This window comes from Mesorhizobium sp. M0028, assembly GCF_040323855.1.
GTDB lineage: Bacteria > Pseudomonadota > Alphaproteobacteria > Rhizobiales > Rhizobiaceae > Mesorhizobium.
Genome location: NZ_JAMYVG010000022.1, coordinates 1 through 21,594, shown reverse-complemented (window position 1 = coordinate 21,594; position 21,594 = coordinate 1). Strand labels below are relative to the sequence as shown.

Below are 21,594 nucleotides of genomic sequence, written 5' to 3'. Positions count from 1 at the left end.
CGCCCTCCGGGGCGCATGCGACGAGACGCGCTCGATTTGCGTGATGCGCCTGAGATAGGCACCACGAACTCCCGGATCAAGGCGGCCCGGATCAAGCGCCCAGGCACCAGGCCAAAACCGCCTTCTGGGCGTGGAGCCGGTTCTCGGCCTCGTCGAACACCACCGAATGCGGCCCATCCATGACCTCGTCGGTAACCTCCTCACCGCGATGCGCCGGCAGACAGTGCATGAACAGCGCGTCCGGCTTGGCTTTCGCCATCAGGGCCGCGTTGACCTGATAGGGCAAGAAGACATTGTGGCCGCGCGCACGGTGCTCCTGACCCATCGAGACCCAGCAGTCGGTGACGATGCAGTCGGCCTCGTGAACGGCCTCCTCGGGCGAACGAGTGAATTTCAGCTTGCCGCCATTGGCCTTCGACCAGTCGACATGCCTCTGAGCCGGTTCGCTGCCTTCGGGCACGGCGACGTTCAGCTTGAAGCGGAACCGCGCAGAGGCCTCCAGTAAAGAATGCAGGACATTATTGCCGTCGCCGGTCCAGGCGATCGTCTTGCCGGCCACCGGACCGCGGTGCTCTTCGAAGGTCATGATGTCGGCCATCAACTGGCAGGGATGGGTTTCGTCGGTCAGCCCGTTGATGACGGGCACCGTAGCGTTTTCCGTCAGTTCCAGCAGCCGGTCATGCGAGGTGGTGCGGATCATGATGGCATCGACATAGCGCGACAGCACCTTGGCCGTGTCTGCAATAGTCTCGGAACGGCCAAGTTGCATCTCGGTGCCAGTCAGCATGATCGTCTCGCCACCCAACTGCCGCATGCCGACGTCGAACGACACGCGCGTGCGCGTCGAGGGCTTGTCGAAGATCATCGCCAGCACCTTGCCTTCGAGCGGCTTGGTGCGTTCGCCGGCCTTGAGCCTCGCCTTTCGCACAGCTGCGTCGTCGAGCATGAAGCGCAGATCGCCTTCGGAAACGGCGGAAAGATCGGTGAAGTGGCGAAGGGACATCAGGAATTCCAGGATTACTTCGCGGCGGCAGCGACGATGGCATCCGCCAGGCTCTTGGCGCCGGCACGAATGCGCTCGAGCCCCTCGTGGATCTCGGCATCGGTGACGGTGAGAGGCGGCAACAGACGGATAACGTTGTCGCCGGCCGGAACCGTCAAGAGATGCTGGTCGCGCAGTGCCACCGTAACCTTGGTGTTGGGCATCGCGCATTTAAGGCCGAGCATCAGGCCGGTGCCCCTGATGCTTTCGATAACGTCCGGAAATTCGTCGGCGACACCGGCCAGCCCCTGTTTCAAGAGCAGCGCCTTGCGCCGGACGTCATCGAGAAAGCCGTCTTCCAGCACCACGTCGAGCACGGCGTTGCCGACCGCCATGGCCAGCGGATTGCCGCCGAAGGTGGTGCCGTGCACGCCGGCGGTCATGCCGGCCGCTGCCTCGTCGGTGGCGAGGCAGGCGCCCATCGGGAAGCCGCCGCCGATGCCCTTGGCCACCGCCATGAGGTCGGGTGTGACACCCGCCCACTCATGCGCGAACAGCTTTCCGGTGCGGCCGACGCCGCATTGGACCTCGTCGAAAATCAAGAGCAGTCCGTGCTGATCGCAGAGCTGCCTGAGCCGCTTCAGCGATTGCGACGGCACTTGCCTGATGCCGCCCTCACCTTGCACCGGCTCGATCAGGATCGCCGCGGTTTCAGGCGTGATCGCCTTTTCGGCGGCGTCGATGTCGTCGAAGCCGACTTGGTCGAAGCCGTCGACCTTGGGGCCGAAACCTTCCAGATATTTGTACTGGCCGCCGGCGGCGATGGTCGCCAGGGTGCGGCCATGGAAGGCGCCTTCGAAGCTGATGGTGCGGAAGCGCTCGGGATGGCCCTTGACGAAGTGATAGCGCCGCGCCGTCTTGATGGCGCATTCAAGCGCCTCTGCGCCGGAATTGGTGAAGAACACCTTGTCGGCGAAGCTGGCGTCGGCCAGCCGCTCGCCGAGCCGGCTCTGTCCCGGAATCTCGTACAGATTGGAGACGTGCCAGAGCTTGGCGGCCTGTTCAGTGAGGGCCGCGACCAGATGCGGATGGCTGTAGCCCAATGAATTCACGGCGATGCCGCCTGCGAAATCGAGATATCGCTCGCCCTTGTCGGTGACCAGCCAGGTGCCTTCACCGTGGTCGAAAGCCAGGGGTGCGCGAACAAAGGTCTCGAAAAGCGCCGAACCGCTCATTATATGCGTCTCCGGAACCGGAAAATCAAAAAGCCGCCAAAGCGGCGGCCCTTGTGGCTTATCGTGTTTTTCGGCCGTGAAGTCAACGAAAAGGTCGCGCAAGGACGTGCGGCAAGCCCCCCAGCACAATGCCGGCTCATAAGCGACCGGGCAAGTTGGGGAAAACCGAAAAAACCGATTCGTGTTGGCCTTGGGACTCTTGTCACCGAGTCAGCGCATAAGGTAATTGTAGTAGAGAAATAACTAGATTTCGTGCGGCGGACCTAATCACCCGATATATGTGGTGTCTGCCCGGCAGAAGCCGGGTCGGGAATGGATTCCGATTGCCGCACTTTTCAGCAGGAGCGCGGTCTCATGAACTGGACTGACGAGCGAGTCGAACTTCTCAGAAAATTGTGGTCGGAGGGTCTCAGCGCCAGCCAGATCGCCGCACAGCTTGGTGGGGTCAGCCGCAATGCGGTCATCGGCAAAGTGCACCGGCTGAAACTGTCCGGCCGCGGACGCACAACCGCATCACCGGCACGCCAGAAGAAGACGGTACAGGGATCGACGATCCAGAAATCGGTGTCGCGGGCAGCAAGCGCCACGCGCCATGCCACCACGTCGATGTCGATCGGTGCGACCGCGCTCAAGGCGCAGTTCGATGCCGAACCGGTGTCGCGCCACTATATCCGCCCGGTCGAAAACGTCGTCGTGCCGATCTCCCGGCATCTGCAACTCGTCGAGCTGAACGAGCGCACCTGCAAGTGGCCGAATGGCGATCCGCTTTCGGAAGACTTCCATTTCTGCGGCAACGACGCCGCCGAAACCGGACCCTACTGCAAGTACCACGCCCGGGTGGCGTTCCAGCCGGCGTCGGAGCGGCGGCGGAGCAGGTGAATGGTGGCGGCTTGAGCCTGGCGTAAGAAGCAAGGCTCCCATTTAGCCCTATTCACTATTCACCTCTCTTCAAAGCCACCCATTCTTGCGAAACCGCCAGTAAAGAAACGTGCAGATCAGGGCGATTGCCGCCAGTACGGCCGGGTAGCCATATTCCATCCTCAGTTCCGGCATGTCGCTGAAATTCATGCCGTAGATGCCGGCGAATGCTGTCGGCACGGCCAAGATGGCGGCCCATGAGGCAAGCTTCTTGGAGATCGCCGTCTCCTGACTCTGGCCGACCAGAAGGCTCGCCTCGAAGGCGAAGGCGAGAACCTCACGCAGGCTGTCGATCTTTTCCTGGACCGTGCGGATGTGGTCGGTGACGTCGCGAAACAGCGGGTGCATGGCTGTATGGATTTGCGGCAGATCGGCGCTGGTCAGCCGCCGGCAGACCTCCACCAGCGGCAGGGCCGCATTACGCAGGCGCAAGAGATCGCGGCGCAGCATGTAAAGCCGCTCGATGTCGGAGCCGGTCATCGGCTTCAGCAGAACCTTGTCCTCGATCGCCTCGACCTCGTTTTCGATCTGCTCGAGCACCGGCATGTAGTTGTCGACGATGAAATCGAGAATGGCGTAGAGGACGAAATCCTCGCCCTTGGCGAGGGAATGCGGACAGCTTTCCCAGTGCTGGCGAACGGCGGCGTAGGAGGTCGACGGGCCATGCCTGACGCTGACAATGTAGCCAGCGCCGACGAACAGATGCGTCTCGCCGAAGGTGACACGGCTGTCGATCAGCTGCGCCGTGCGGGCAACGATGAACAGGGCATCACCATATTGCTCGATCTTCGGCCGTTGGTGCGGATGCTCGGCGTCCTCGATCGCCAACTCGTGCAGATGGAATTGCGCCTGGACGCGCAGCAATAAATTGCGGTCGGGCTCCAGCAGTCCGATCCAGACGACATGGCCCGGCTTCCCGGCCCATTCGCCGGCTTCCTCGATCGGTATGTCGGCGATGCGCCGCCCAGCCGTATAGACGCCGCAAGCGATTATGCCCGACATCGGCGGCGCGGGAGCAAACTCGCGGACATATTCCATCCCAGCCTCCTGAAGGCAGGCTTTCATCGCGGAACTGAGAAGTCGGCGCGTCGAAAGCTTAGCGCAATTTGCTCTCAGGTGGCGAATCCGAAATTCGCATTAGTGTCGAGCAGCAGGGGAGCTGCTTTTCGGATTTGAGAGCCACTCCACCAAGTGGCAACTCTAGCGGCCACCACGTTTTGTTTCGAGAACTCACTTCGCAGGCAGCGTTGCGGGAAGAATTATCTTATCCGTCTTGTCGCCCTTCGGGCGATCGGCCGGCATCTGATCGCCGGTGACGATATAGTAGATCGTCTCGGCGATGTTGGTGGCGTGGTCGCCGATGCGCTCGATGTTCTTGGCGCAAAACAGGAGATGCGTGCAGGGCGTGATGTTGCGTGGGTCTTCCATCATGTAGGTCAACAACTCGCGAAACAGCGAGGTGTACATGGCATCGATCTGGTCGTCGCGGTCGCGCACGAAACCGATTTTCTCCACCGACCGCGACGCGTAGACGTCGAGCACTTCCTTGAGCTGGGTCAGTGCCAGATTGGCCAAAGCCTCGAGGCCGCGGAACAGGCTGTTCGGCTGGCGCCCGTCGGCGACGGCAACCACCCGCTTGGCGATGTTCTTGCCGAGGTCGCCCACCCGTTCGAGGTCCGCCGAGATGCGGATCGCGCCGACGATCTCGCGCAGATCCGTCGCCATCGGCTGGCGCTTGGCGATGATGATGATCGCCTTGTCGTCGATCTCACGCTGCCCCTCATCCAGAACCAGGTCGTCTCGAATGACTTTCTGGGCGAGCCCCGGATTCGCATTGACCAGCGCCGCTACTGCCTGCTCGACCATGCGCTCGGCATGCCCGCCCATCGCCGCGATGCGCTTCGACAGATATTTCAGCTCCTCGTCATAGGCGCTGACGATGTGCACGGACTGCATGGACGAATGCCTTCCCGGATCTTCTGGTTGAGTCGTTCGCTCGAATCCCCGCTGATACGCTAGCCGGATGACAGAAAAAAGAAACGGCCCATCATGTGGTAGATAGTACGGCGTCAGCGAGCCGGCAAATGGACCGTGAACGCCGCGCCCTTGCCGACCTCCGACCTGATGGAGAGTCTGGCGTTGTGGCGGGTTAGGATATGCTTGACGATGGACAGGCCAAGGCCGGTGCCCTTTTGGGTCCGGCTGTTCTCGACATCGACGCGGTAGAAGCGCTCGGTGATGCGCGGGATATGTTCTTCGGGGATGCCGGGGCCGAAATCCCTGATGGTGACGTCGATGCCCGGCTCGGGATCGCTGTCGCCGCGCGTGATCGACACCACGACGCGTCCACCGGACTGACCGTATTTGCAGGCGTTTTCTAGCAGGTTTTCAAAAACCTGGAAAAGCTCGTCGCGATCGCCGGGCACGTCGAGCGGCCCTTGCGCGAAATCCCGCTCGATGACGACGCCGCTTTCCTTGGCCAGCGGCCCAAGCGAATCGATGACGCTGTCGATGGCCTGGCGCAGATCGACCTCGGTTCCCGGCTTGAGATAGGGCTTCATCTCCAGGCGTGACAGCGACAGAAGGTCGTCGATGAGGCGCGCCATGCGGCTGGTCTGGTTCTGCATGATCTGCAGGAACTGCTCGCGTGCCGCGGGGTCGTTGCGGGCCGGCCCGCGCAGCGTCTCGATGAAGCCAGCGATCGAGGCGAGAGGCGTGCGCAACTCGTGGCTGGCATTGGCAATGAAGTCGGCGCGCATTCTGTCGATCCGGCGCGCCTCGCTCTGGTCCTTGAACACCAGCACGTAGAGATCCGTGGCGTGGCCGACAGAAGACGCGCTCACCCGATAAGCTCGTTCGACCGGCAGCTTCTCGATGTAGTCGACGCTGTCCGAAGCGACGTTGCCCGACAAGATATTATCCAGCAAGGCCTGCATTTCCGGCGCGCGGAATTTCAGCGACAGCGATACGCCGGGGGCAATCCCACCAAAGGCTGCAAAGGCGGCGGCGTTGGCATGGACGATGGCGGCGGAGCGATCGAAAATGACCAGCGGATCGGCAACCGCCGCCGCGAGATATTCGCCGGAAAGCCGTTGCAGGCCGCTCGCCTCGATGGCCGCGGCATTTTCGGTCGATTGATGCGCGACGCCGGCCGGCAGCATCGCAGCGGCAACCAGCACGGCGCCTGCCAGCAGCACCACATAGCCGGATATGCCGGCAAAACCATAGACCATCAGAACTGCAACGAAGCCGGCCGCCAGCAGCCAGCGGCTGTTCCACAGCCGCATGGCGACGGCTTGCGCCCTGCCTTTCCGCTCTGTGCCGATGTCGGCCATTTGCGCTCCGTCGCCTGCGCTCCGTCTGCGGCCACCTCAAGAACTTCCTGCTGGACCGGCATGGAGGCTCCCAATAGCATGAGTCCGGAAGCTGGAAAGGTTCGTCTCGATGAAAAACGCCAAGGAAGGCCCCGCTACAGGTTCGTCGGGGCCGTTGAAGATCATGATCGACGGCAAGGAGCGGGAGTTCGACATCGAGGCCCCCACTCTTCCGGACTGGGTCGAGGACCGCAAGCTGACCGCCGGCGGCTATCCCTACGACAAGAAGATGAAGAGCGAGGGGTATGACGAGAGGCTCGAGCAGCTGCAGATCGAGCTGGTCAAGGCGCAGGCGTGGCTACAGTCGACGGGCAAGCGGGTGATGTCGCTGTTCGAGGGACGCGACGCCGCCGGCAAGGGCGGCACGATCTTCGTTTTGCGCCAGTATCTGAACCCTCGGACGGCGCGCAACGTGGCGCTGACCAAGCCAACACCCACTGAGCTTGGACAATGGTACTTCCAGCGCTACGTCGACCACTTCCCGACGTCGGGCGAATTCGTCACCTTTGACCGCTCCTGGTACAACCGCGCCGGCGTTGAACCGGTGATGGGATTCTGCACGCCCGCGCAGCACGAGCAATTTCTGGACGAGGTTCCGCATTTCGAGCGGATGATCCGCAACGAGGGCATCTATTTCTTCAAATTCTGGCTGAACATCGGCAGGGAAACGCAGCTTGAGCGATTCCATGACCGTCGCTGGAGCCCGCTGAAGAGCTGGAAGTTTTCGCCGATCGACATCGCCGGCATCACCAAATGGGACGACTACACCAAGGCGCGCGACCTGATGGTCGAACGCACGCACAAGGAGTTCGCGCCCTGGATCATTGTGCGGGCGAACGACAAACGGCGCGCACGGCTGGCGGTCATGCAGCGCATTCTCCTGTCACTTCCCTATGACGGCCGCGACCTCGACGTCATCGGCAAGGAGGACAAGAAGATCATCGGCGAAGGGCCGACTTTCCTCGAAAAATAAGCTCACCTCATCGATTCACGGCTCTCATGCCGCCATCCGGGCAATCCGCTGCAGCCGCTTCAGCGTGGTGTCGTCCTGCAGCGCCTGCTGGAAAAGCGAGATCTCCTGATCGATGCGGTCGCAGAGCGCGCCGGTGTCCCCCCTAAGCAGGTCGCGCGTCTGCAGCAGTGCCGCGACTGGCTTCTTGGCGAGCTGCCTGGCTCTGGCCAACGTGGCTTCCTCGACACTGACGTCCGTCACGATCTCGCCGACAAGGCCGAGCTGCCTGGCATCTTCGGCGGCGAGCGTGTCGCCGAGGCAGAAGAAGCGGAACGCACCGGCATAGCCGAGCTTCTGCGGCGCCAGGATGCTGGTCGCCGCGTCCGGCACCAGGCCGAAATCGACGAACGGCACCCGGAACGTGCTCTTGCTCGAGGCGATCACCATGTCGCAGTGGAACAGGATGGTGCAGCCGACGCCGACGGCGTCGCCGTCGACACAGGCAAGCACCGGTTTCGGGAACGTCGCCAGCGTGCGGAACATATCGGTGACGGCGGCGATCAATCGCCGATGTTTGGTGGCATCGAGAAATTCGGAGAAATCAGCACCGAGGCAAAAGCACCCGGCCAGGCCGCGCAGGACCACGACGCGGACGTCGTCATCGACAGCGGCTTCATGGAATGTCCTGGCCAGGCTTTCGTAGGCCCGCCTGTCCAGCACCGGGCGGCCGTCACCCGACGATACGGTGACGATCAGCGTGTGATTGCGGAATTCTGTTTTTGAGTGAACGTTCATGGCCCTCTCCAATCTTACGAGGCGCGTCTCTGTCCGAGCATGTCCGGGTACCCTCTGGCCAGCACCGGCGCAAAGTGATTGCGGCGCGATCGCACCACGTCGAGCGTGTGCTCGTTGAAGGTGAGCAGTGTGGCAACGACCTGCTGGTTGCCATAGGTCCGCTGATAGCCGAGCGGCGTTGCCAGGAAATGCAGTTGCAGCGCGCGAAGCACCCACATCGGCTCGAATTCGATGATCACCTGGTTGACGTTGCGCTTCAGACCCCACTCGACGAAGCCGGCGATCAGTTCGGTGCCCACCGTCGACACGCCGCGCCGGCCGTCGCGGAATCCCGGCGCAACCGCATAGCGGGTCAGTTCATAGACATTCGGCCCCGACGGTGGGGTTCCCTCATAAAGGTCCGCCAGCACATCGGTTAGAAGATGTGCCCGGGTCGTCGGCAACATACGCTGGTAACCGGCGAGCTCGCCATTGCGGATGACGATCTGGTGCACTGCCTCGTCGTGGTCGAATTGATCGATCTCGAGGCCATCGGGGCGCTGCAGATCGGTCCATCCCATCTCCTCGACGAAAATCTTGTAACGCAACCGATGAACTGCCTCCCAAAGGCCTGGGCGTTCCATCAATTCCTGGGTGGTGAGGGAAAAAAGCATTTGCCGTCTCCTAGGTTCAATAGGAAAATACGGCCGTGCTCCCCCGAGAAAATTACGCGATCACGTAGGCAAGAATTTCTAGGCCGGCGCGGCCGACCTAGTTAATATAGCCGCGCCTTATCGCTTCCGCGACGGCTTGGACCCGGTTGACGGCACCGAGTTTGCTTTTGGCGTTAAGAAGGTGTTTCTCTGACGTGTGTTCCGAAATGCCGAGAATTTGGGAAATCTCCCATTCGGACTTGCCAACGGCGGCCCATTGCAGGCATTCGCGCTCACGCGGCGTCAATTCGACATGGTCGATGGTTTTGCCCGCCATGGTGTGGAGCTGCATGGCGCGGCCAATCGCATAAGTCGAGACCAACGAGACCAACCCGAACTCGGCGCCCGACAATTCGACAGCCTCGCCGCCCAGCGACACCATGACGATCTGGCCATCGAGCGTGATCAGCGGGAAGGCCAACCCGTCGCGCAGCTTGAATTCACCGGCGTCGCCCATCACCTCGCCGCCGCTCTTGCCGATGCGGATGCCCTGAGACGCTTCCCGCCACTGGAACGGCGCCTGAAGCTGCTTCATGTGGCTGACGACGGGATCGTGATCGACGTAGTTGCGTGCGACGTAGCGCTCAAGCCATTCAGCCGGCCAGTCGCAAAGCAGCACATGGTTCTTTTGCTGATTTTTCGGCGTTCCAGGTTGCGGAACCGTCCCGGCCATCAGCGCCGTCAGCCCGAACCCGCTTGTTACCCCCAGCAGCTTTTCGCAGACGGCGGCCGCTGTGCCGGCGTGCTGCAACTGATCTATCAACTCCAGGGTACGATCGAAATGACCCATCGCAACATCTACCCCATGTTGCCTTCCGCACTTGAGACCAATGGCAGTGATCAACCCGCACTACGCCATCAACCCCGGACTGCAAAGCTGCTCCCTCTGTACGCCCCACCGCTCCTCTTGAGCCGGCATCATACAGTCACTTGCAAACTCACTAAACAATATCCCTAAATTGCCATGATGAAACCAAAAACCGTTGTGCCTGAGTTATTTTCGTACAAGAACCTGTGTTATTTCGTACGAAAGCCGGGGCAAGACTGGACGGAGTCGTCGCGTGGCGTTTCGGTGCATATCCATTTCATTGATCTCGATGCTGATCGGAGTGCAATCGCTTGCGGGTGCTGCGCGCGCTGCGGAGCCGCAGGTGCCGGTGTTTTGGGACGCCAAGGTGCGGCTGCCAAAGCCGGACCTTTCGATGCTGCCGCGGCTGCGATTCCTGACCACCACCGATTTCCCGCCCTTCAACTTTCTCGACGGGGCAGGCCGACTGTCCGGCTTCCATGTGGACCTGGCGCGCGCCATCTGCGCCGAGCTCGGCATTGCCGAAAAATGCCAGATCCAGGCGCTGCCCTGGGCCGAGCTCGAAGGCGCGCTGCGGAAAGGCGAAGGCGAAGCGATCATTGCCGGAATCGCCGCCACGCCGGAATCGCGGTCGAAATACGCGTTTTCACGCTCCTACCTGCAATTTCCGGCACGCTTCGTCGTGCCGAAGACACTGGCGCTGACGGAACCAATGTTCGACAAGCTGCGCAGCAAGCGTGTCGGCGTGATCGCCGGCTCCGGGCATGAGCGGATGCTGCGCGATTATTTCGGCGACGTCCAAATCGTCCCCTTCGCAAAGCCGGAGGAGCTTTATGGCGAGCTGAAAGCCGGCAAGATCGACGCCGCCTTCGGCGATGGCATGCGTTTTGCGTTCTGGCTCGGCGGTTCGGATGCGGCGGGCTGCTGCCGCTTTGCCGGCGGCCCCTATCTGGCGCCCGAATATCTCGGCTCGGGCATGGCGATCGCCACCAGGGCCGACGATCCGGCCCTGGCCGCCGCTTTCGACTATGCGCTGCAGGAAATTTCGGTGAAAGGCACGTTCGCCGAGTTCTATCTGCGCTATTTTCCGGTCAGCTTTTTCTGAGCTTGGCTGCTGGCTCAGGTCAGCGTGCGAAGGCGGGCCTTGGCGGCTCGCGCGATGGCGGCGACCGTCAGCGCATCGAGGTCGAGTTCCCGGCGGACGAGCTGCAGCACGCGCACCTCCTCCAGTCGCATTTCGAGATCGACGGCCGCGACCTCGAAGGCAGCGGCATAGGCGGTGTCACGCAGGCGGTCGGGCAGCGCCTCGGCGACGCGCGCCAGGACGCCCTCCAGCCCGTCCTTTTGTTGCAGCATTTTCTGGCAGGCCTGGGCGACCTCGACCAGCCGCTCCTGATTGAAATCCTCAAACACCGGCCAGGATCGAACGACGTCGCCGATCCGCGCCAGTTCGACATCGGTCATGTCGCGGTCTGACGCCGAGGTGATGACCATCAGGTAGATCATGGCTTCGTGTGGCGACAATGGCATTTACAACTCCTTGAGACGGGTCCCGAAGTTAGGAACGAGGGACCGGCGCCGCAAGGAAAAAGAGCCGCGATCGTTGACGCTCCGGTCAGGCCCTGAAGCCTGATCCATACCGATTAAATGGGACGGGGCTCATATCTTCTTGCCTGATCACGGTCCTGCCCGGAAACCGGGTTCCACTTTTCGGGATCATAGTCTAGAGCATGCGGCTGCCGGCACGGATGCCGGCAAAGCTGCAGGAAATAGCATCATGGCCGGACAACAGCCGATCGATCTCAGCCCGGAAGTCCTCACCGCGGCCGCCGAAAGCAAGGCGTGGCCGTTCGAGGAAGCGAAAAAGATCGTCGCCCGCTACGCGAGCAGCGGCTACCCGGAAACGGTGCTGTTCGAGACCGGCTACGGCCCGTCGGGGCTGCCGCATATCGGCACTTTCGGCGAGGTGGCGCGCACATCTATGGTGTGCCACGCCTTCCGCGTGCTGACCGAAGACAAGGTCAAGACGCGGCTGCTGTGCTTCTCCGATGACATGGACGGATTGCGCAAGGTGCCGGACAATGTGCCTAACAAGGACATGCTGCGCGCGTATCTCGGCAAGCCGCTGACCAGGATACCGGACCCTTTCTCCAATGAGTATCCGTCCTTCGGCGCCGCCAATAACGCACGGTTGCGCGCCTTCCTCGACCGTTTCGGCTTCGATTACGAATTCGCTTCCTCGACCGACTATTATACTTCCGGCCGCTTCGACGCGACGCTGCTCAAGATGCTCGAGCGCTTCGATAAGGTGATGGCAATTATGCTGCCGTCGCTGCGTGAAGAGCGGGCGCAGAGCTATTCGCCCTTCCTGCCGATCCATCCCAAGACCGGCATCGTCATGCAAGTCGCGATCGATGAGCGCAAGCTCGACGCCGGCACCATCGTGTGGCGCGACCCGGACACCGGCGAGCGCTTCGAGACGCCGGTGACCGGCGGTCATGCCAAGCTGCAATGGAAGCCAGACTGGGCGATGCGCTGGGCAGCACTCGGCGTCGATTACGAGATGTCCGGCAAGGATCTGATCGATTCCGTCAAGCTCGCCGGGCAGATTTGCCGTGCGCTCGATGCTCCAGCGCCGGAGGGCTTCAATTATGAGCTGTTCCTCGACGAGCACGGCCAGAAGATCTCGAAGTCGAAGGGCAATGGGCTAACCATCGACGAGTGGCTGACTTATGCGCCGACCGAGAGCCTTAGCCTTTATATGTTCCAGCGCCCGCGAACCGCGAAGAAGCTTTATTTCGACGTCATCCCGAAGGCGGTAGACGAATATTACACGTTCCTCTCTGCTTATCAGAAGCAGGATTGGAAAGAACGGCTGGGCAATCCGGTCTGGCACATGCATGACGGCAATCCGCCTATCATCGACCTGCCGGTGTCGTTCGCGCTGCTGCTCAACCTGGTCAGCGCCTCGAATGCGCAGAACAGGGACGTGCTGTGGGGCTTCATTTCGCGCCACGCACCGGGTGTGACGCCGGCAACTCACCCCGAACTCGACCGGCTGACCGAATATGCGATCCGCTATTTCGACGATTTCGTGAAGCCGGCTAAGGTGTACCGTGCCGCCGACGCGGTCGAGCGCGAGGCGCTGACCAAACTTTCGGAAGCGCTCGCCGCGCTGCCCGCTGACGCCGCCGGCGAGGCGATCCAGAACGCCGCCCTCAATGTCGCGCGCAAGATCGAGCGCTACCAGGATCGTTCCAAGCAGAGCCCTGAGGGTGGACCCGGCGTCTCCGTCGCCTTCTTCCAGATGATTTATCAGGTGCTGATAGGTCAGGAACGCGGGCCGCGCTTCGGTTCCTTCGCCGCACTCTACGGCATTGCCGAAACGCGTGAGCTCATTCGACGGGCGCTTGCTGGTCAGCTGGCGGCTTGAGGACGCCGTCCTGCTCCTCCAGGATCGAGCCCGGCGCCACAGGCGCGGATCGCGACGCAGCCGGGAGCGGCGGCAGGCCTGAGACGCTCGGCGCCGGCCCGAAGACGCCCTTTTTCGCTGCACGCGCCTTCTCGCCGGCTTCTATGTAAGCGCCGCCCTTGGCGGCGCGCGCCCAGCCGTTTTCGACCAACCATTGGCCGATATCCTGATTGCCGATCCGGCACTCGGCGGCGATCAGGTCACGGCCGCCTTCGGGCGGCACGGCACAGACCACCGCACGACCGCGCAGAAAAGCGCGGAAGGCAGTTCGCGCCCGGATGCCGCAACTCCAAGACTTGCCGCCGTCGGTGCAAGTCTCGTCCTGCTTGACGATGTCGATGCCGGAAACCGCAATCGAATAGCCCTTTGCCTCGATGACCCCGGCGGCCGGCGCGACCGGCTGGAACAGTTTCGTGCCTTTCCAGTCGTCAGGCATTTTCGTTTTTGGCGGCCTGGGCAGTCCGGCCAATGCCAGATCGCTCAACGGTGCGCGCGGCTCAATCCGTTCAAGCTCGTCGGAACCGAGCTGCGGCGGCACCACGATTTCCGGATCGATTGCCCTTGAATGCGTAGCCTGCTTGGCCGCCTCTGGTTTCGAGATGGCCGACGTAGCCGGCGCGGCGGGCTGGGGTTCAGCGCTGACCTGAATTTGCTCGCCAGGGCCGCCGCTTTGGTTCTGGACGGCGCGGCCGCCAGCGACAATTGCCGTGGCCATCGCCGGAATCGCCAGAACGGCCAAGGCAAGGTGAGGCAGACGCACCGGCCCCGCGCCTACTGGCTTGCCCAGACAATCCGCGCCACCCATTCGACATCACGCATGGGGATGTCGCGGTCCGGATGATCGGGATTGAGGGAGACCAGCGCGATCGACTTCGGTGTCTGGCGGTCGAGCACCTTGGCCATCACCTCGCCGGCATTGGTCTTGACGACGACGCGATCGCCCTTTCGTATGATAGCCCCCGGCTCGACGATCAGGACATCGCCATTGCGGTAAAGCGGCAGCATGGAATCGCCCTGGACCTTCAACGCATAGGAGGTTTCGGTTGCCCGTGCCGGCAGCTCGATCAGGTCCCATCCCTGCCCCGCCGGAAATCCGGCGTCGTCGAAGAAGCCACCGGCGCCCGCCTGGGCGAAGCCGAGCAGCGGCACCGACGATTTCTGCACGGGCAGTGCGCCGGAATTACCCCGGCCTTCGACCAGCCCCGCAAATTCATCCAGCGAGGCGCCGGTCGCCTCGATGATCTTGGCCAGCGATTCGGTCGACGGCCAGCGCGGCCGCCCATCCGAGGACAGCCGCTTCGATTTGTTGAAGGCCGTCGAGTCGAGGCCAGCGCGCCTGGCCAGCCCGGAGGCCGAAAGCGAATAACGCTCGGCGAGAGCGTCGATGGCGGCCCAAACGCGGTCATGCGAGAGCACCTTGCTCTCCTTCGAAACAGGAAAAAATACCTTCCCTGTTCTACCTCTTGGCCGCCATCTTGTCCACCGCCGAAGACGGCGTCACGCTGCCTCCTTGGCCTCGTTCCTGTCATAGGGATCGAAACGCTCATAGAAGGTCTCGCCCTTCTCGGCCATGTCGAGCAGCAGCTTCGGCGCCCTGAACTCGGCGCCGTATTTCTTCTGCAGGCGCTTGGCGATCTTGACGAATTTCTTCGCGCCGATGCCGTCGATGTAGGACAGTGCACCGCCTGTGTAGGGCGCGAAGCCGAAGGCCAGGATCGAGCCGACATCGGCCTCGCGTGGATCGGTAACGATGCCCTCCTCCATCACCCGTGCCGCCTCAAGCGCGATGGTGACCAGCAGCCGCTGCTTCAGCTCCTCATAATCGACCCTCTCCGGCGCCAGTTGCGGGTAGAGGTCCCTGAGGCCTGGCCACAGCTTCTTCTTGGCAGGTTTTGCCGGATAGTCGTAGAAGCCCTTGCTGTTCTTGCGACCCAAGCGACCGTGTGTGTCGACCATCGTGCTGATCAGCGCCATCTGCTTCGGGTCGACCGCCTTGTCGCCGAGATCGCGCATCGTCTGCTTCATGATCTTCTGGGCAAGGTCGATCGCGGTCTCGTCGGTCAACGCCAGAGGACCGACCGGCATGCCGGCGGCTTTCGCCGCATTCTCGATCATCGGCGCCGGAACACCTTCGATCAGCATCTTGTAGGCTTCCGACATGTAGCGCAGTACGCAGCGATTGACATAGAAACCGCGCGTATCGTTGACGACAATCGGGGTTTTCTTGATGGCGCGGACAAAGTCGATCGCGGTGGCCAGCGCTTTGTCGCCGGTCTTCTTGCCGAGGATGATCTCGACCAGCATCATCTTGTCGACCGGCGAGAAGAAGTGGATGCCGATGAAATTCTTTGGCCGCGCCGAATTCCTGGCCAGCGATGTAATCGGTATGGTGGACGTATTCGAGGCGAAGGTCGCCGAAGGCTTGAGCACAGCCTCGGCCTGTTCGGTGGCGCCCTTCTTTACGGCCGAATCCTCGAATACCGCCTCGACGACAAGATCGGAGCCGGCGAGATCGGCGTAATCGGCCGTCGGCGTGATCAGCGTCAGCAACTGGTCCTTGTCCTGTGGCTTGGCACGGCCCTTCTTCACCTGATCCGAGATAAGGTTGTCGGAATGCGCCTTGCCCTTGGCGGCAGACTCCATGTCACGGTCGAGCAGCACCACCGGAATGCCGGCCTTAGCCGTCACATAGGCAATGCCGGCGCCCATGAAGCCGGCGCCGAGCACGCCGATCTTCTTGAACCTCATTTCCGGCACACCGGCCGGGCGGCGCGCGCCCTTGTTCAGTTCCTGGAGCGACACGAACAACGAGCGGATCATCGCTGCCGCTTCCCTGGTCTGCATGATCTCGGTGAAATAGCGCTGCTCGATCCGCAAGGCGGTGTCGAACGGCACCAGCAAGCCCTCGTAAACGCATTTCAGGATGGCGGCAGCGGCGGGATAGTTGCCATAGGTCTCGCGGCGCAGGATGGCGATGGCCGGCGGCCACAGATTGGCACCGGCCACCGAATAGATCGGAGCGCCGGGCAGCTTGAAGCCTTTTTCGTCCCAGGGCGCCACCGGTTTCAAGCCGTTCCTGATCATCGCCTTGGCGGTTTCGACCAGCTTGTCCGGCTCGGCAATCTCATGGATCAGGCCCATCGACTTGGCCTTCTGCGGCGACAGCGTCTGGCCGGAGGTCAGCATTTGCAGCGCCTGCTGCTGGTCGGTCAGCCGCGGCACGCGCTGGGTTCCGCCGGCGCCGGGGAAAATGCCGATCTTCACTTCGGGAAGTGCCATCCTCACTTTGTCGGAATCGGCCGCGACACGGCCATGGCAGGCGAGCGACAATTCGAACGCGCCGCCCATGCAGGTGCCGTTGATCGCCGACACCCACGGCTTACCCGAGGTTTCCAGCTTACGGAACAGGCCGTTCATATAGCCCGCATTGTCGAACAGCGCCTTGGTCGCCTTCTCTGGGTCCTTTGCCTTGTCGGCGGCGAAGGTCGCCAGCATCTTCTGCAGCATGGTGATGTCGGCGCCGCCCGAGAACGTATCCTTGCCGGAGGTAATGACCGCCGCCTTGATCGCTGCATCGGTCGCCACCTTGTCGACGATGACGTTCAGCTCGAGCATCACCTCTTGGGTGAAGACGTTCATCGAACGGTCCGGCATGTCCCAGGTGACCAAAGCAATGCCGTCGGCGTCGGTGTCGAGGGTGAAATTGGTATAGCTCATCATCTCTCTCCGTCAGACGCGTTCGATGATCGTTGCGGTGCCCATGCCGGCGCCGATGCAAAGCGTCACCAGCGCGGTGTTCAGGTCGCGGCGTTCCAATTCGTCCAGCACCGTACCGAAGATCATCGCACCGGTGGCGCCCAGCGGATGGCCCATGGCGATGGCGCCGCCATTGACGTTGATCCGGTCATGAGGAATGTCGAAAGCCTGCATGTAGCGCAGCACCACCGAAGCGAAGGCCTCGTTAAGCTCGAACAGGTCGATGTCCGACAGCTTCATCTTCGCCCGCCTCAACAGCTTTTCGGTGACGTCGACCGGACCGGTCAGCATCAGCACCGGTTCGGAGCCGATGTTGGCAAAGGCGCGGATACGCGCGCGCGGCTTGAGGTCGAGCGTCTTTCCCGCCTTTTTCGAGCCGAGCAGCACGGCCGCCGCGCCATCGACGATGCCGGACGAATTTCCGGCATGGTGGACGTGGTTGACCTCTTCCACCTCGGGATGCTTCTGCACCGCGACGGCGTCGAAGCCGCCCATTTCGCCGGGCATGACGAAGGACGGGTTGAGCGCGGCCAGCGACTGCATGTCGGTCGAAGGCCGCATGTGCTCGTCGTGATCGAGAATGGTCAGGCCGTTCTGGTCCTTGACCGAGATCACCGAATTCTTGAAGCGGCCCTCGCCCCACGCCTTGGCGGCACGCTTCTGGCTTTCGACCGCGTAGGCATCGACGTCGTCGCGCGAAAACCCGTATTTGGTGGCGATCAGGTCGGCCGATATGCCTTGCGGCACGAACCAGCCGGGCAGGCCGACCGAAGGATCCATGAACCAGGCGCCGCCGGAGGCGCCCATGCCGACCCGCGACATCGATTCGACGCCACCGGCAATCACGATCTCGTCGGCGCCTTGCGCGATCTTGGCGGCGCCGAAATTGATGGCGTCGAGGCCCGAGGCGCAGAAGCGCGATATCTGCATGCCAGGCGCCTTGGTGTCGTAGCCGGCCTCGAAAGCAGCGGCACGTGGAATGACTGCACCCGCCTCGCCAACCGGATCGACACAGCCGAAGATGATGTCGTCGACGGTGCCGGTGTCCAGCCCGTTGCGGTCGCGGATCGCCTCGAGCACCTTGGCGCCGAGCCGCACCGCCGGCACTTCGTGCAGCGAGCCATCCTTCTTGCCCCTGCCGCGCGGCGTGCGCACGGCATCATAGACGTAAGCTTCGGCCATTTTCCTGCTCCTTGGCTTTGCTGAAAGTCGCTCAGAGAGAGCGCCCGATCAGCAATTTCATGATCTCGTTGGTTCCGCCGTAGATGCGCTGGACGCGGGCGTCGCGGAACATGCGCGCAATCGGATATTCATTCATGTAGCCATAGCCGCCATGCAATTGAAGGCATTCGTCGACGACTTTTCCCTGCAGGTCTGACAGCCAGTATTTGGCCATCGAGGCCGTCACCGGGTCGAGGCCGCCGTTAATGTGGCGGGCAACGCAGTCATTATAGAAGACGCGCCCAATGGTCGCCTCGGTCTTCAATTCGGCCAGCTTGAACTGGGTGTTCTGGAATTCGATGATGGCCTTGCCGAAGGCCTTGCGCTCCTTGACGTAGTCGATGGTAAGAGCCAGCGCCCGCTCGACCATGGCGATAGCAGTGGTGCCGATCTGCAGCCGCTCCTGCGGCAATTGCTGCATCAGCTGGACGAAGCCCTGGCCTTCCTCGTTGCCAAGCAGGTTCGAGGTCGGCACACGCACGTCGTTGAAGAACAGTTCCGACGTGTCGTTGGCCTTGAGGCCGATCTTGTCGAGGTTGCGGCCGCGCTCGAAGCCCTCCACCTCGTCGGTCTCGACGACGATCAGCGAGATGCCCTTGGCACCCTTCTGCGGATCGGTCTTGGTGACGACGATGATGAAGTTAGCGAGCTGGCCGTTGGTGATAAAGGTCTTCGAGCCGTTGAGCTTGTACTGGTTGCCGTCCTTTTCGGCGCGCGTCTTGACGCCCTGCAGGTCGGAGCCCGCACCCGGCTCGGTCATGGCGATGGCGCCGATCAGTTCGCCGGTCGCCAGCCTCGGCAGCCATTTCTTCTTCTGCTCGTCCGAGCCGTAATGGAGGATGTAGGGGGCGACGATCGAATTGTGCAGGCCAATGCCGAACCCGTCGACGCCGACATGGGCGATCGCCTCGATGATGGCGCTCTCATGCGCGAAGCTGCCGCCCGAGCCGCCATATTCCTCCGGCATCGAGGCGCAGAGCAGGCCGGCCGCACCCGCCTTCAGCCAGCTTTCGCGGTCGACCATCTCGTTCTTCTCGAACTCGTCGTAACGCGGCGCGATCTCTTCCGACATGAAGCGGTGCGCCATGTCATAAAGCATGCCGACCTCGTCCGCCGCCCAGGCGGGTTTTGGAAGGCCAAGGATTTCGGCGGGACTGGTCATGTTTATTCTCTGATCCTCCTTCCAAGCACGCCGCCAGAATTGAGGCTGGCGCGCTGCCGTGGCGCCCTCTCCCGGCCGCTTCGCGGCCACCCTCCTCGCGAGGAAGAGGGGAGCCTAGAACGCTTCGGCCGGCAGCGCCATCAATGTGTCGGCGCCGCTGGAGATGCGGGCAAGGTGCGCCGCCGTCTCCGGCATGATCCGCTCCACGAAGAAGCGCGCCGTCACCAGCTTGTTGTCGTAGAAAGACGAAGCGCCGTCGGCGCCATTCGCCAATTTCGCTGCGGCCACCCTGGCCATCTGCGCCCACATATAGCCCAGCGCCACCAGGCCGAAGAGATGCATGTAGTCGGTCGAGGCGGCACCGGCATTGTCGGGCTTGGCCATGCCGTTCTGCATCAGCCACATCGTCGCCGCCTGCAGATCGTTGAGGCTCTTCTTCAGCGCCTTGGTGAAGGGCGCCATCTTCTCGTCGGTGCGGTTCTCCTCGCAGAACTCGCCGACTTCCCTAAAGAACGCCTGCACCGCGCGACCGCCATTCAAGGCCAGCTTGCGGCCGACGAGGTCGAGTGCCTGGATGCCGTTGGCACCCTCATAGATCATGGCGATGCGGGCATCGCGGACGAACTGGCTCATGCCGTGCTCTTCTATATAGCCGTGGCCTCCGAACACCTGCTGCGCCATTACCGCATGATCGAAACCCTTGTCGGTGAGCACGCCCTTGACCACCGGCGTCATCAGCCCGGTGTAGTCGTCGGCGGCCTGGCGGTCCTTGTCGTCACCGGAGCGGTGAGCGATGTCGGACTTGATCGCCGTCCACAGCGCCAGCGCCCGACCGGCCTCGTTGAAAGCTTTCATGGTCATCAGGCTGCGGCGGATGTCCGGATGGACGATGATCGGATCGGCCTTCCTGTCCGGTTCTTTCGGCCCCGACAGCGAGCGGCCCTGCAGGCGATCCTTGGCGTAGGAAACCGCATTCTGGTAGGCAACTTCCGACAGCGAGAGCCCCTGCAGGCCGACGCCAAGCCGCGCCTCATTCATCATGGTGAACATGGCTTTCAGCCCGCCATTGGCCTCGCCGAGCAGTGTGCCTTCAGCGTCGTCGTAATTCATGACGCAGGTCGAATTGCCATGGATACCCATCTTCTCCTCGATCGAGCCACAGGAGACGGTGTTCTTCTCGCCCGGATTGCCTGATGCATCGAGCTTGAGCTTCGGCACGATGAACAGCGAGATGCCCTTCACGCCATCCGGCGCGCCCTCGATACGGGCCAGCACGAGGTGGACGATGTTTCCCGACATGTCATGCTCGCCGGCCGAGATGAATATCTTCTGGCCGGAGATCCTATAGGTGCCGTCGCCATTTGGAACGGCCTTGGTGCGCAGCAAGCCGAGATCGGTTCCGCAGTGCGGCTCGGTCAGGTTCATGGTGCCGGTCCAGGCGCCCTCGACCAGCTTCGGCAACCATGTCGCCTTCTGCTCTTTGGTGCCATGGGTGATGATCGCAGCGATCGCACCTTGCGTCAGTCCGGCATACATCATCAGCGACATATTGGCCGACACCATATATTCGGCAACCGCAGTATGCACTGCATAGGGCAAGCCTTGCCCGCCAAACTCGACAGGTGCGGCGAGCCCCATCCAGCCACCTTCGCGATACTGGTCGAAGGCTTCCTTGAAGCCTTTTGGCGTCGTCACCGACCCGTCGACATGGCGCACACAACCTTCCACGTCGCCGACACGGTTGAGCGGCTGCATGACGTTTTCGGCGAGCTTCGCGCCCTCGGCAAGGATGGCCTCGAGCACATCCGGCGTCGCGTCGGAAAATCCGGGAAGATTGGAATAGCGCTGATAGCCCAGCACCTCGTTCAGCACGAACAGCGTGTCCCGGATCGGCGCTCTGTAGATCGGCATGCGTTTCCTCCACCATGCGGTCTTGGCCCCGAAATCAGCCTCAGCATATGAGGATGGCAGACGGACCAACGTTGCGGTCGAGATAACAAATATTGACGTTTGCGTAAACGTCAATTCTGCGATGGGGCAAATTTTCTCCCGCGCGCCAAGACGGCAAACGGCGAAGGACGGTAACGACGAAGAACCGCGCGGCGAAAACACCGCGGGATTGATAATTAAAAAAAAGGGAAGGTTTTGTTATAAAAGCAACCCAGCCAGACGCGCCGCACGCAAGACAACACATATTCGTGCACGGGAACAACAAGGGCACAAAGAG

The 21,594-nt window shown here is 62.1% G+C and carries 20 protein-coding genes; 5 read left to right on the top strand and 15 right to left on the bottom strand.

Annotation, left to right across the window (positions count from 1 at the left end):
- Positions 1-91 precede the first annotated feature (91 nt).
- A complete protein-coding gene (gene argF / locus NKJ93_RS27685; RefSeq protein ID WP_352592352.1) occupies positions 92-1,003 on the bottom strand; it encodes an ornithine carbamoyltransferase in 912 nt (303 codons plus the stop codon).
- 14 nt (positions 1,004-1,017) lie between these two features.
- On the bottom strand, positions 1,018-2,217 hold the full coding sequence (locus NKJ93_RS27680) for an aspartate aminotransferase family protein (protein WP_023719496.1): 1,200 nt from the start codon (positions 2,215-2,217) through the stop codon (positions 1,018-1,020).
- Positions 2,218-2,571: 354 nt separating this feature from the next.
- Here NKJ93_RS27680 and NKJ93_RS27675 point away from each other — a divergent pair, with 354 nt between their 5' ends.
- On the top strand, positions 2,572-3,096 hold the full coding sequence (locus NKJ93_RS27675) for a GcrA family cell cycle regulator (RefSeq protein WP_023719497.1): 525 nt from the start codon (positions 2,572-2,574) through the stop codon (positions 3,094-3,096).
- Positions 3,097-3,165: 69 nt separating this feature from the next.
- Here NKJ93_RS27675 and NKJ93_RS27670 read toward each other — a convergent pair whose 3' ends face one another.
- The 3 genes from NKJ93_RS27670 to NKJ93_RS27660 all read right to left on the bottom strand — a co-directional run bounded on the left by NKJ93_RS27670 (position 3,166) and on the right by NKJ93_RS27660 (position 6,470).
- Entirely contained in the window at positions 3,166-4,173 is a 1,008-nt protein-coding gene (locus tag NKJ93_RS27670) for a magnesium and cobalt transport protein CorA (protein ID WP_023677347.1), read from the bottom strand.
- A 192-nt stretch (positions 4,174-4,365) separates the two neighbouring features.
- The gene (gene phoU, locus NKJ93_RS27665; RefSeq protein WP_023719498.1) at positions 4,366-5,091 is read right to left on the bottom strand and encodes a phosphate signaling complex protein PhoU; all 726 of its coding nucleotides are present in this window, start codon (positions 5,089-5,091) and stop codon (positions 4,366-4,368) included.
- Positions 5,092-5,204: 113 nt separating this feature from the next.
- Complete coding sequence (locus NKJ93_RS27660) at positions 5,205-6,470, bottom strand: ATP-binding protein (RefSeq protein ID WP_352493784.1); 1,266 nt, start codon at positions 6,468-6,470, stop codon at positions 5,205-5,207.
- Positions 6,471-6,579: 109 nt separating this feature from the next.
- Between NKJ93_RS27660 and ppk2 the strand changes: the two genes are divergently transcribed.
- Positions 6,580-7,482 carry a polyphosphate kinase 2 gene (ppk2, locus tag NKJ93_RS27655; protein WP_352482484.1) on the top strand — a complete coding sequence of 301 codons (903 nt, stop codon included), beginning with the start codon at positions 6,580-6,582 and terminating at the stop codon, positions 7,480-7,482.
- A gap of 24 nt (positions 7,483-7,506) precedes the next feature.
- On the opposite strand, the gene NKJ93_RS27650 is transcribed toward ppk2, so the two are convergent.
- The 3 genes from NKJ93_RS27650 to NKJ93_RS27640 form a co-directional block, all read right to left on the bottom strand.
- On the bottom strand, positions 7,507-8,256 hold the full coding sequence (locus NKJ93_RS27650) for an enoyl-CoA hydratase-related protein (RefSeq protein WP_023719501.1): 750 nt from the start codon (positions 8,254-8,256) through the stop codon (positions 7,507-7,509).
- A gap of 14 nt (positions 8,257-8,270) precedes the next feature.
- Positions 8,271-8,909 carry an acyl-homoserine-lactone synthase gene (locus NKJ93_RS27645; protein WP_023719502.1) on the bottom strand — a complete coding sequence of 213 codons (639 nt, stop codon included), beginning with the start codon at positions 8,907-8,909 and terminating at the stop codon, positions 8,271-8,273.
- A 97-nt stretch (positions 8,910-9,006) separates the two neighbouring features.
- Positions 9,007-9,738, bottom strand: a complete 732-nt coding sequence (locus NKJ93_RS27640) for a helix-turn-helix transcriptional regulator (RefSeq protein ID WP_352482485.1) — start codon at positions 9,736-9,738, stop codon at positions 9,007-9,009.
- Between the two features lie 271 nt (positions 9,739-10,009).
- Here NKJ93_RS27640 and NKJ93_RS27635 point away from each other — a divergent pair, with 271 nt between their 5' ends.
- Positions 10,010-10,861, top strand: coding sequence for an ABC transporter substrate-binding protein (locus NKJ93_RS27635; RefSeq protein ID WP_352592350.1), 852 nt, complete (start codon positions 10,010-10,012; stop codon positions 10,859-10,861).
- A gap of 14 nt (positions 10,862-10,875) precedes the next feature.
- Here NKJ93_RS27635 and NKJ93_RS27630 read toward each other — a convergent pair whose 3' ends face one another.
- On the bottom strand, positions 10,876-11,286 hold the full coding sequence (locus tag NKJ93_RS27630) for a tellurite resistance TerB family protein (RefSeq protein ID WP_352592348.1): 411 nt from the start codon (positions 11,284-11,286) through the stop codon (positions 10,876-10,878).
- A 247-nt stretch (positions 11,287-11,533) separates the two neighbouring features.
- Here NKJ93_RS27630 and NKJ93_RS27625 point away from each other — a divergent pair, with 247 nt between their 5' ends.
- A complete protein-coding gene (locus NKJ93_RS27625; protein ID WP_352482488.1) occupies positions 11,534-13,189 on the top strand; it encodes a lysine--tRNA ligase in 1,656 nt (551 codons plus the stop codon).
- On the opposite strand, the gene NKJ93_RS27620 is transcribed toward NKJ93_RS27625, so the two are convergent.
- The 6 genes from NKJ93_RS27620 to NKJ93_RS27595 all read right to left on the bottom strand — a co-directional run bounded on the left by NKJ93_RS27620 (position 13,152) and on the right by NKJ93_RS27595 (position 21,278).
- The gene (locus tag NKJ93_RS27620) at positions 13,152-13,988 is read right to left on the bottom strand and encodes a thermonuclease family protein (RefSeq protein WP_352493783.1); all 837 of its coding nucleotides are present in this window, start codon (positions 13,986-13,988) and stop codon (positions 13,152-13,154) included. The genes NKJ93_RS27625 and NKJ93_RS27620 overlap by 38 nt on opposite strands.
- 11 nt (positions 13,989-13,999) lie before the next feature.
- Complete coding sequence (locus tag NKJ93_RS27615; protein WP_023719508.1) at positions 14,000-14,644, bottom strand: S24 family peptidase; 645 nt, start codon at positions 14,642-14,644, stop codon at positions 14,000-14,002.
- A gap of 81 nt (positions 14,645-14,725) precedes the next feature.
- Entirely contained in the window at positions 14,726-16,945 is a 2,220-nt protein-coding gene (locus tag NKJ93_RS27610) for a 3-hydroxyacyl-CoA dehydrogenase NAD-binding domain-containing protein (protein ID WP_352547913.1), read from the bottom strand.
- A 12-nt stretch (positions 16,946-16,957) separates the two neighbouring features.
- Positions 16,958-18,166, bottom strand: coding sequence for an acetyl-CoA C-acetyltransferase (locus NKJ93_RS27605; protein WP_352547915.1), 1,209 nt, complete (start codon positions 18,164-18,166; stop codon positions 16,958-16,960).
- A 31-nt stretch (positions 18,167-18,197) separates the two neighbouring features.
- Positions 18,198-19,367 carry an acyl-CoA dehydrogenase family protein gene (locus NKJ93_RS27600; protein WP_023719511.1) on the bottom strand — a complete coding sequence of 390 codons (1,170 nt, stop codon included), beginning with the start codon at positions 19,365-19,367 and terminating at the stop codon, positions 18,198-18,200.
- 114 nt (positions 19,368-19,481) lie between these two features.
- Positions 19,482-21,278: an acyl-CoA dehydrogenase gene (locus NKJ93_RS27595; RefSeq protein WP_352482491.1), complete on the bottom strand. Its 1,797-nt coding sequence runs from the start codon at positions 21,276-21,278 to the stop codon at positions 19,482-19,484.
- On the opposite strand from NKJ93_RS27595, the gene NKJ93_RS27590 reads away from it, so the two are divergent.
- Positions 21,277-21,594 (top strand): hypothetical protein (locus NKJ93_RS27590; protein ID WP_352592346.1); only part of this gene is annotated, 318 nt, incomplete at its 3' end. The genes NKJ93_RS27595 and NKJ93_RS27590 overlap by 2 nt on opposite strands.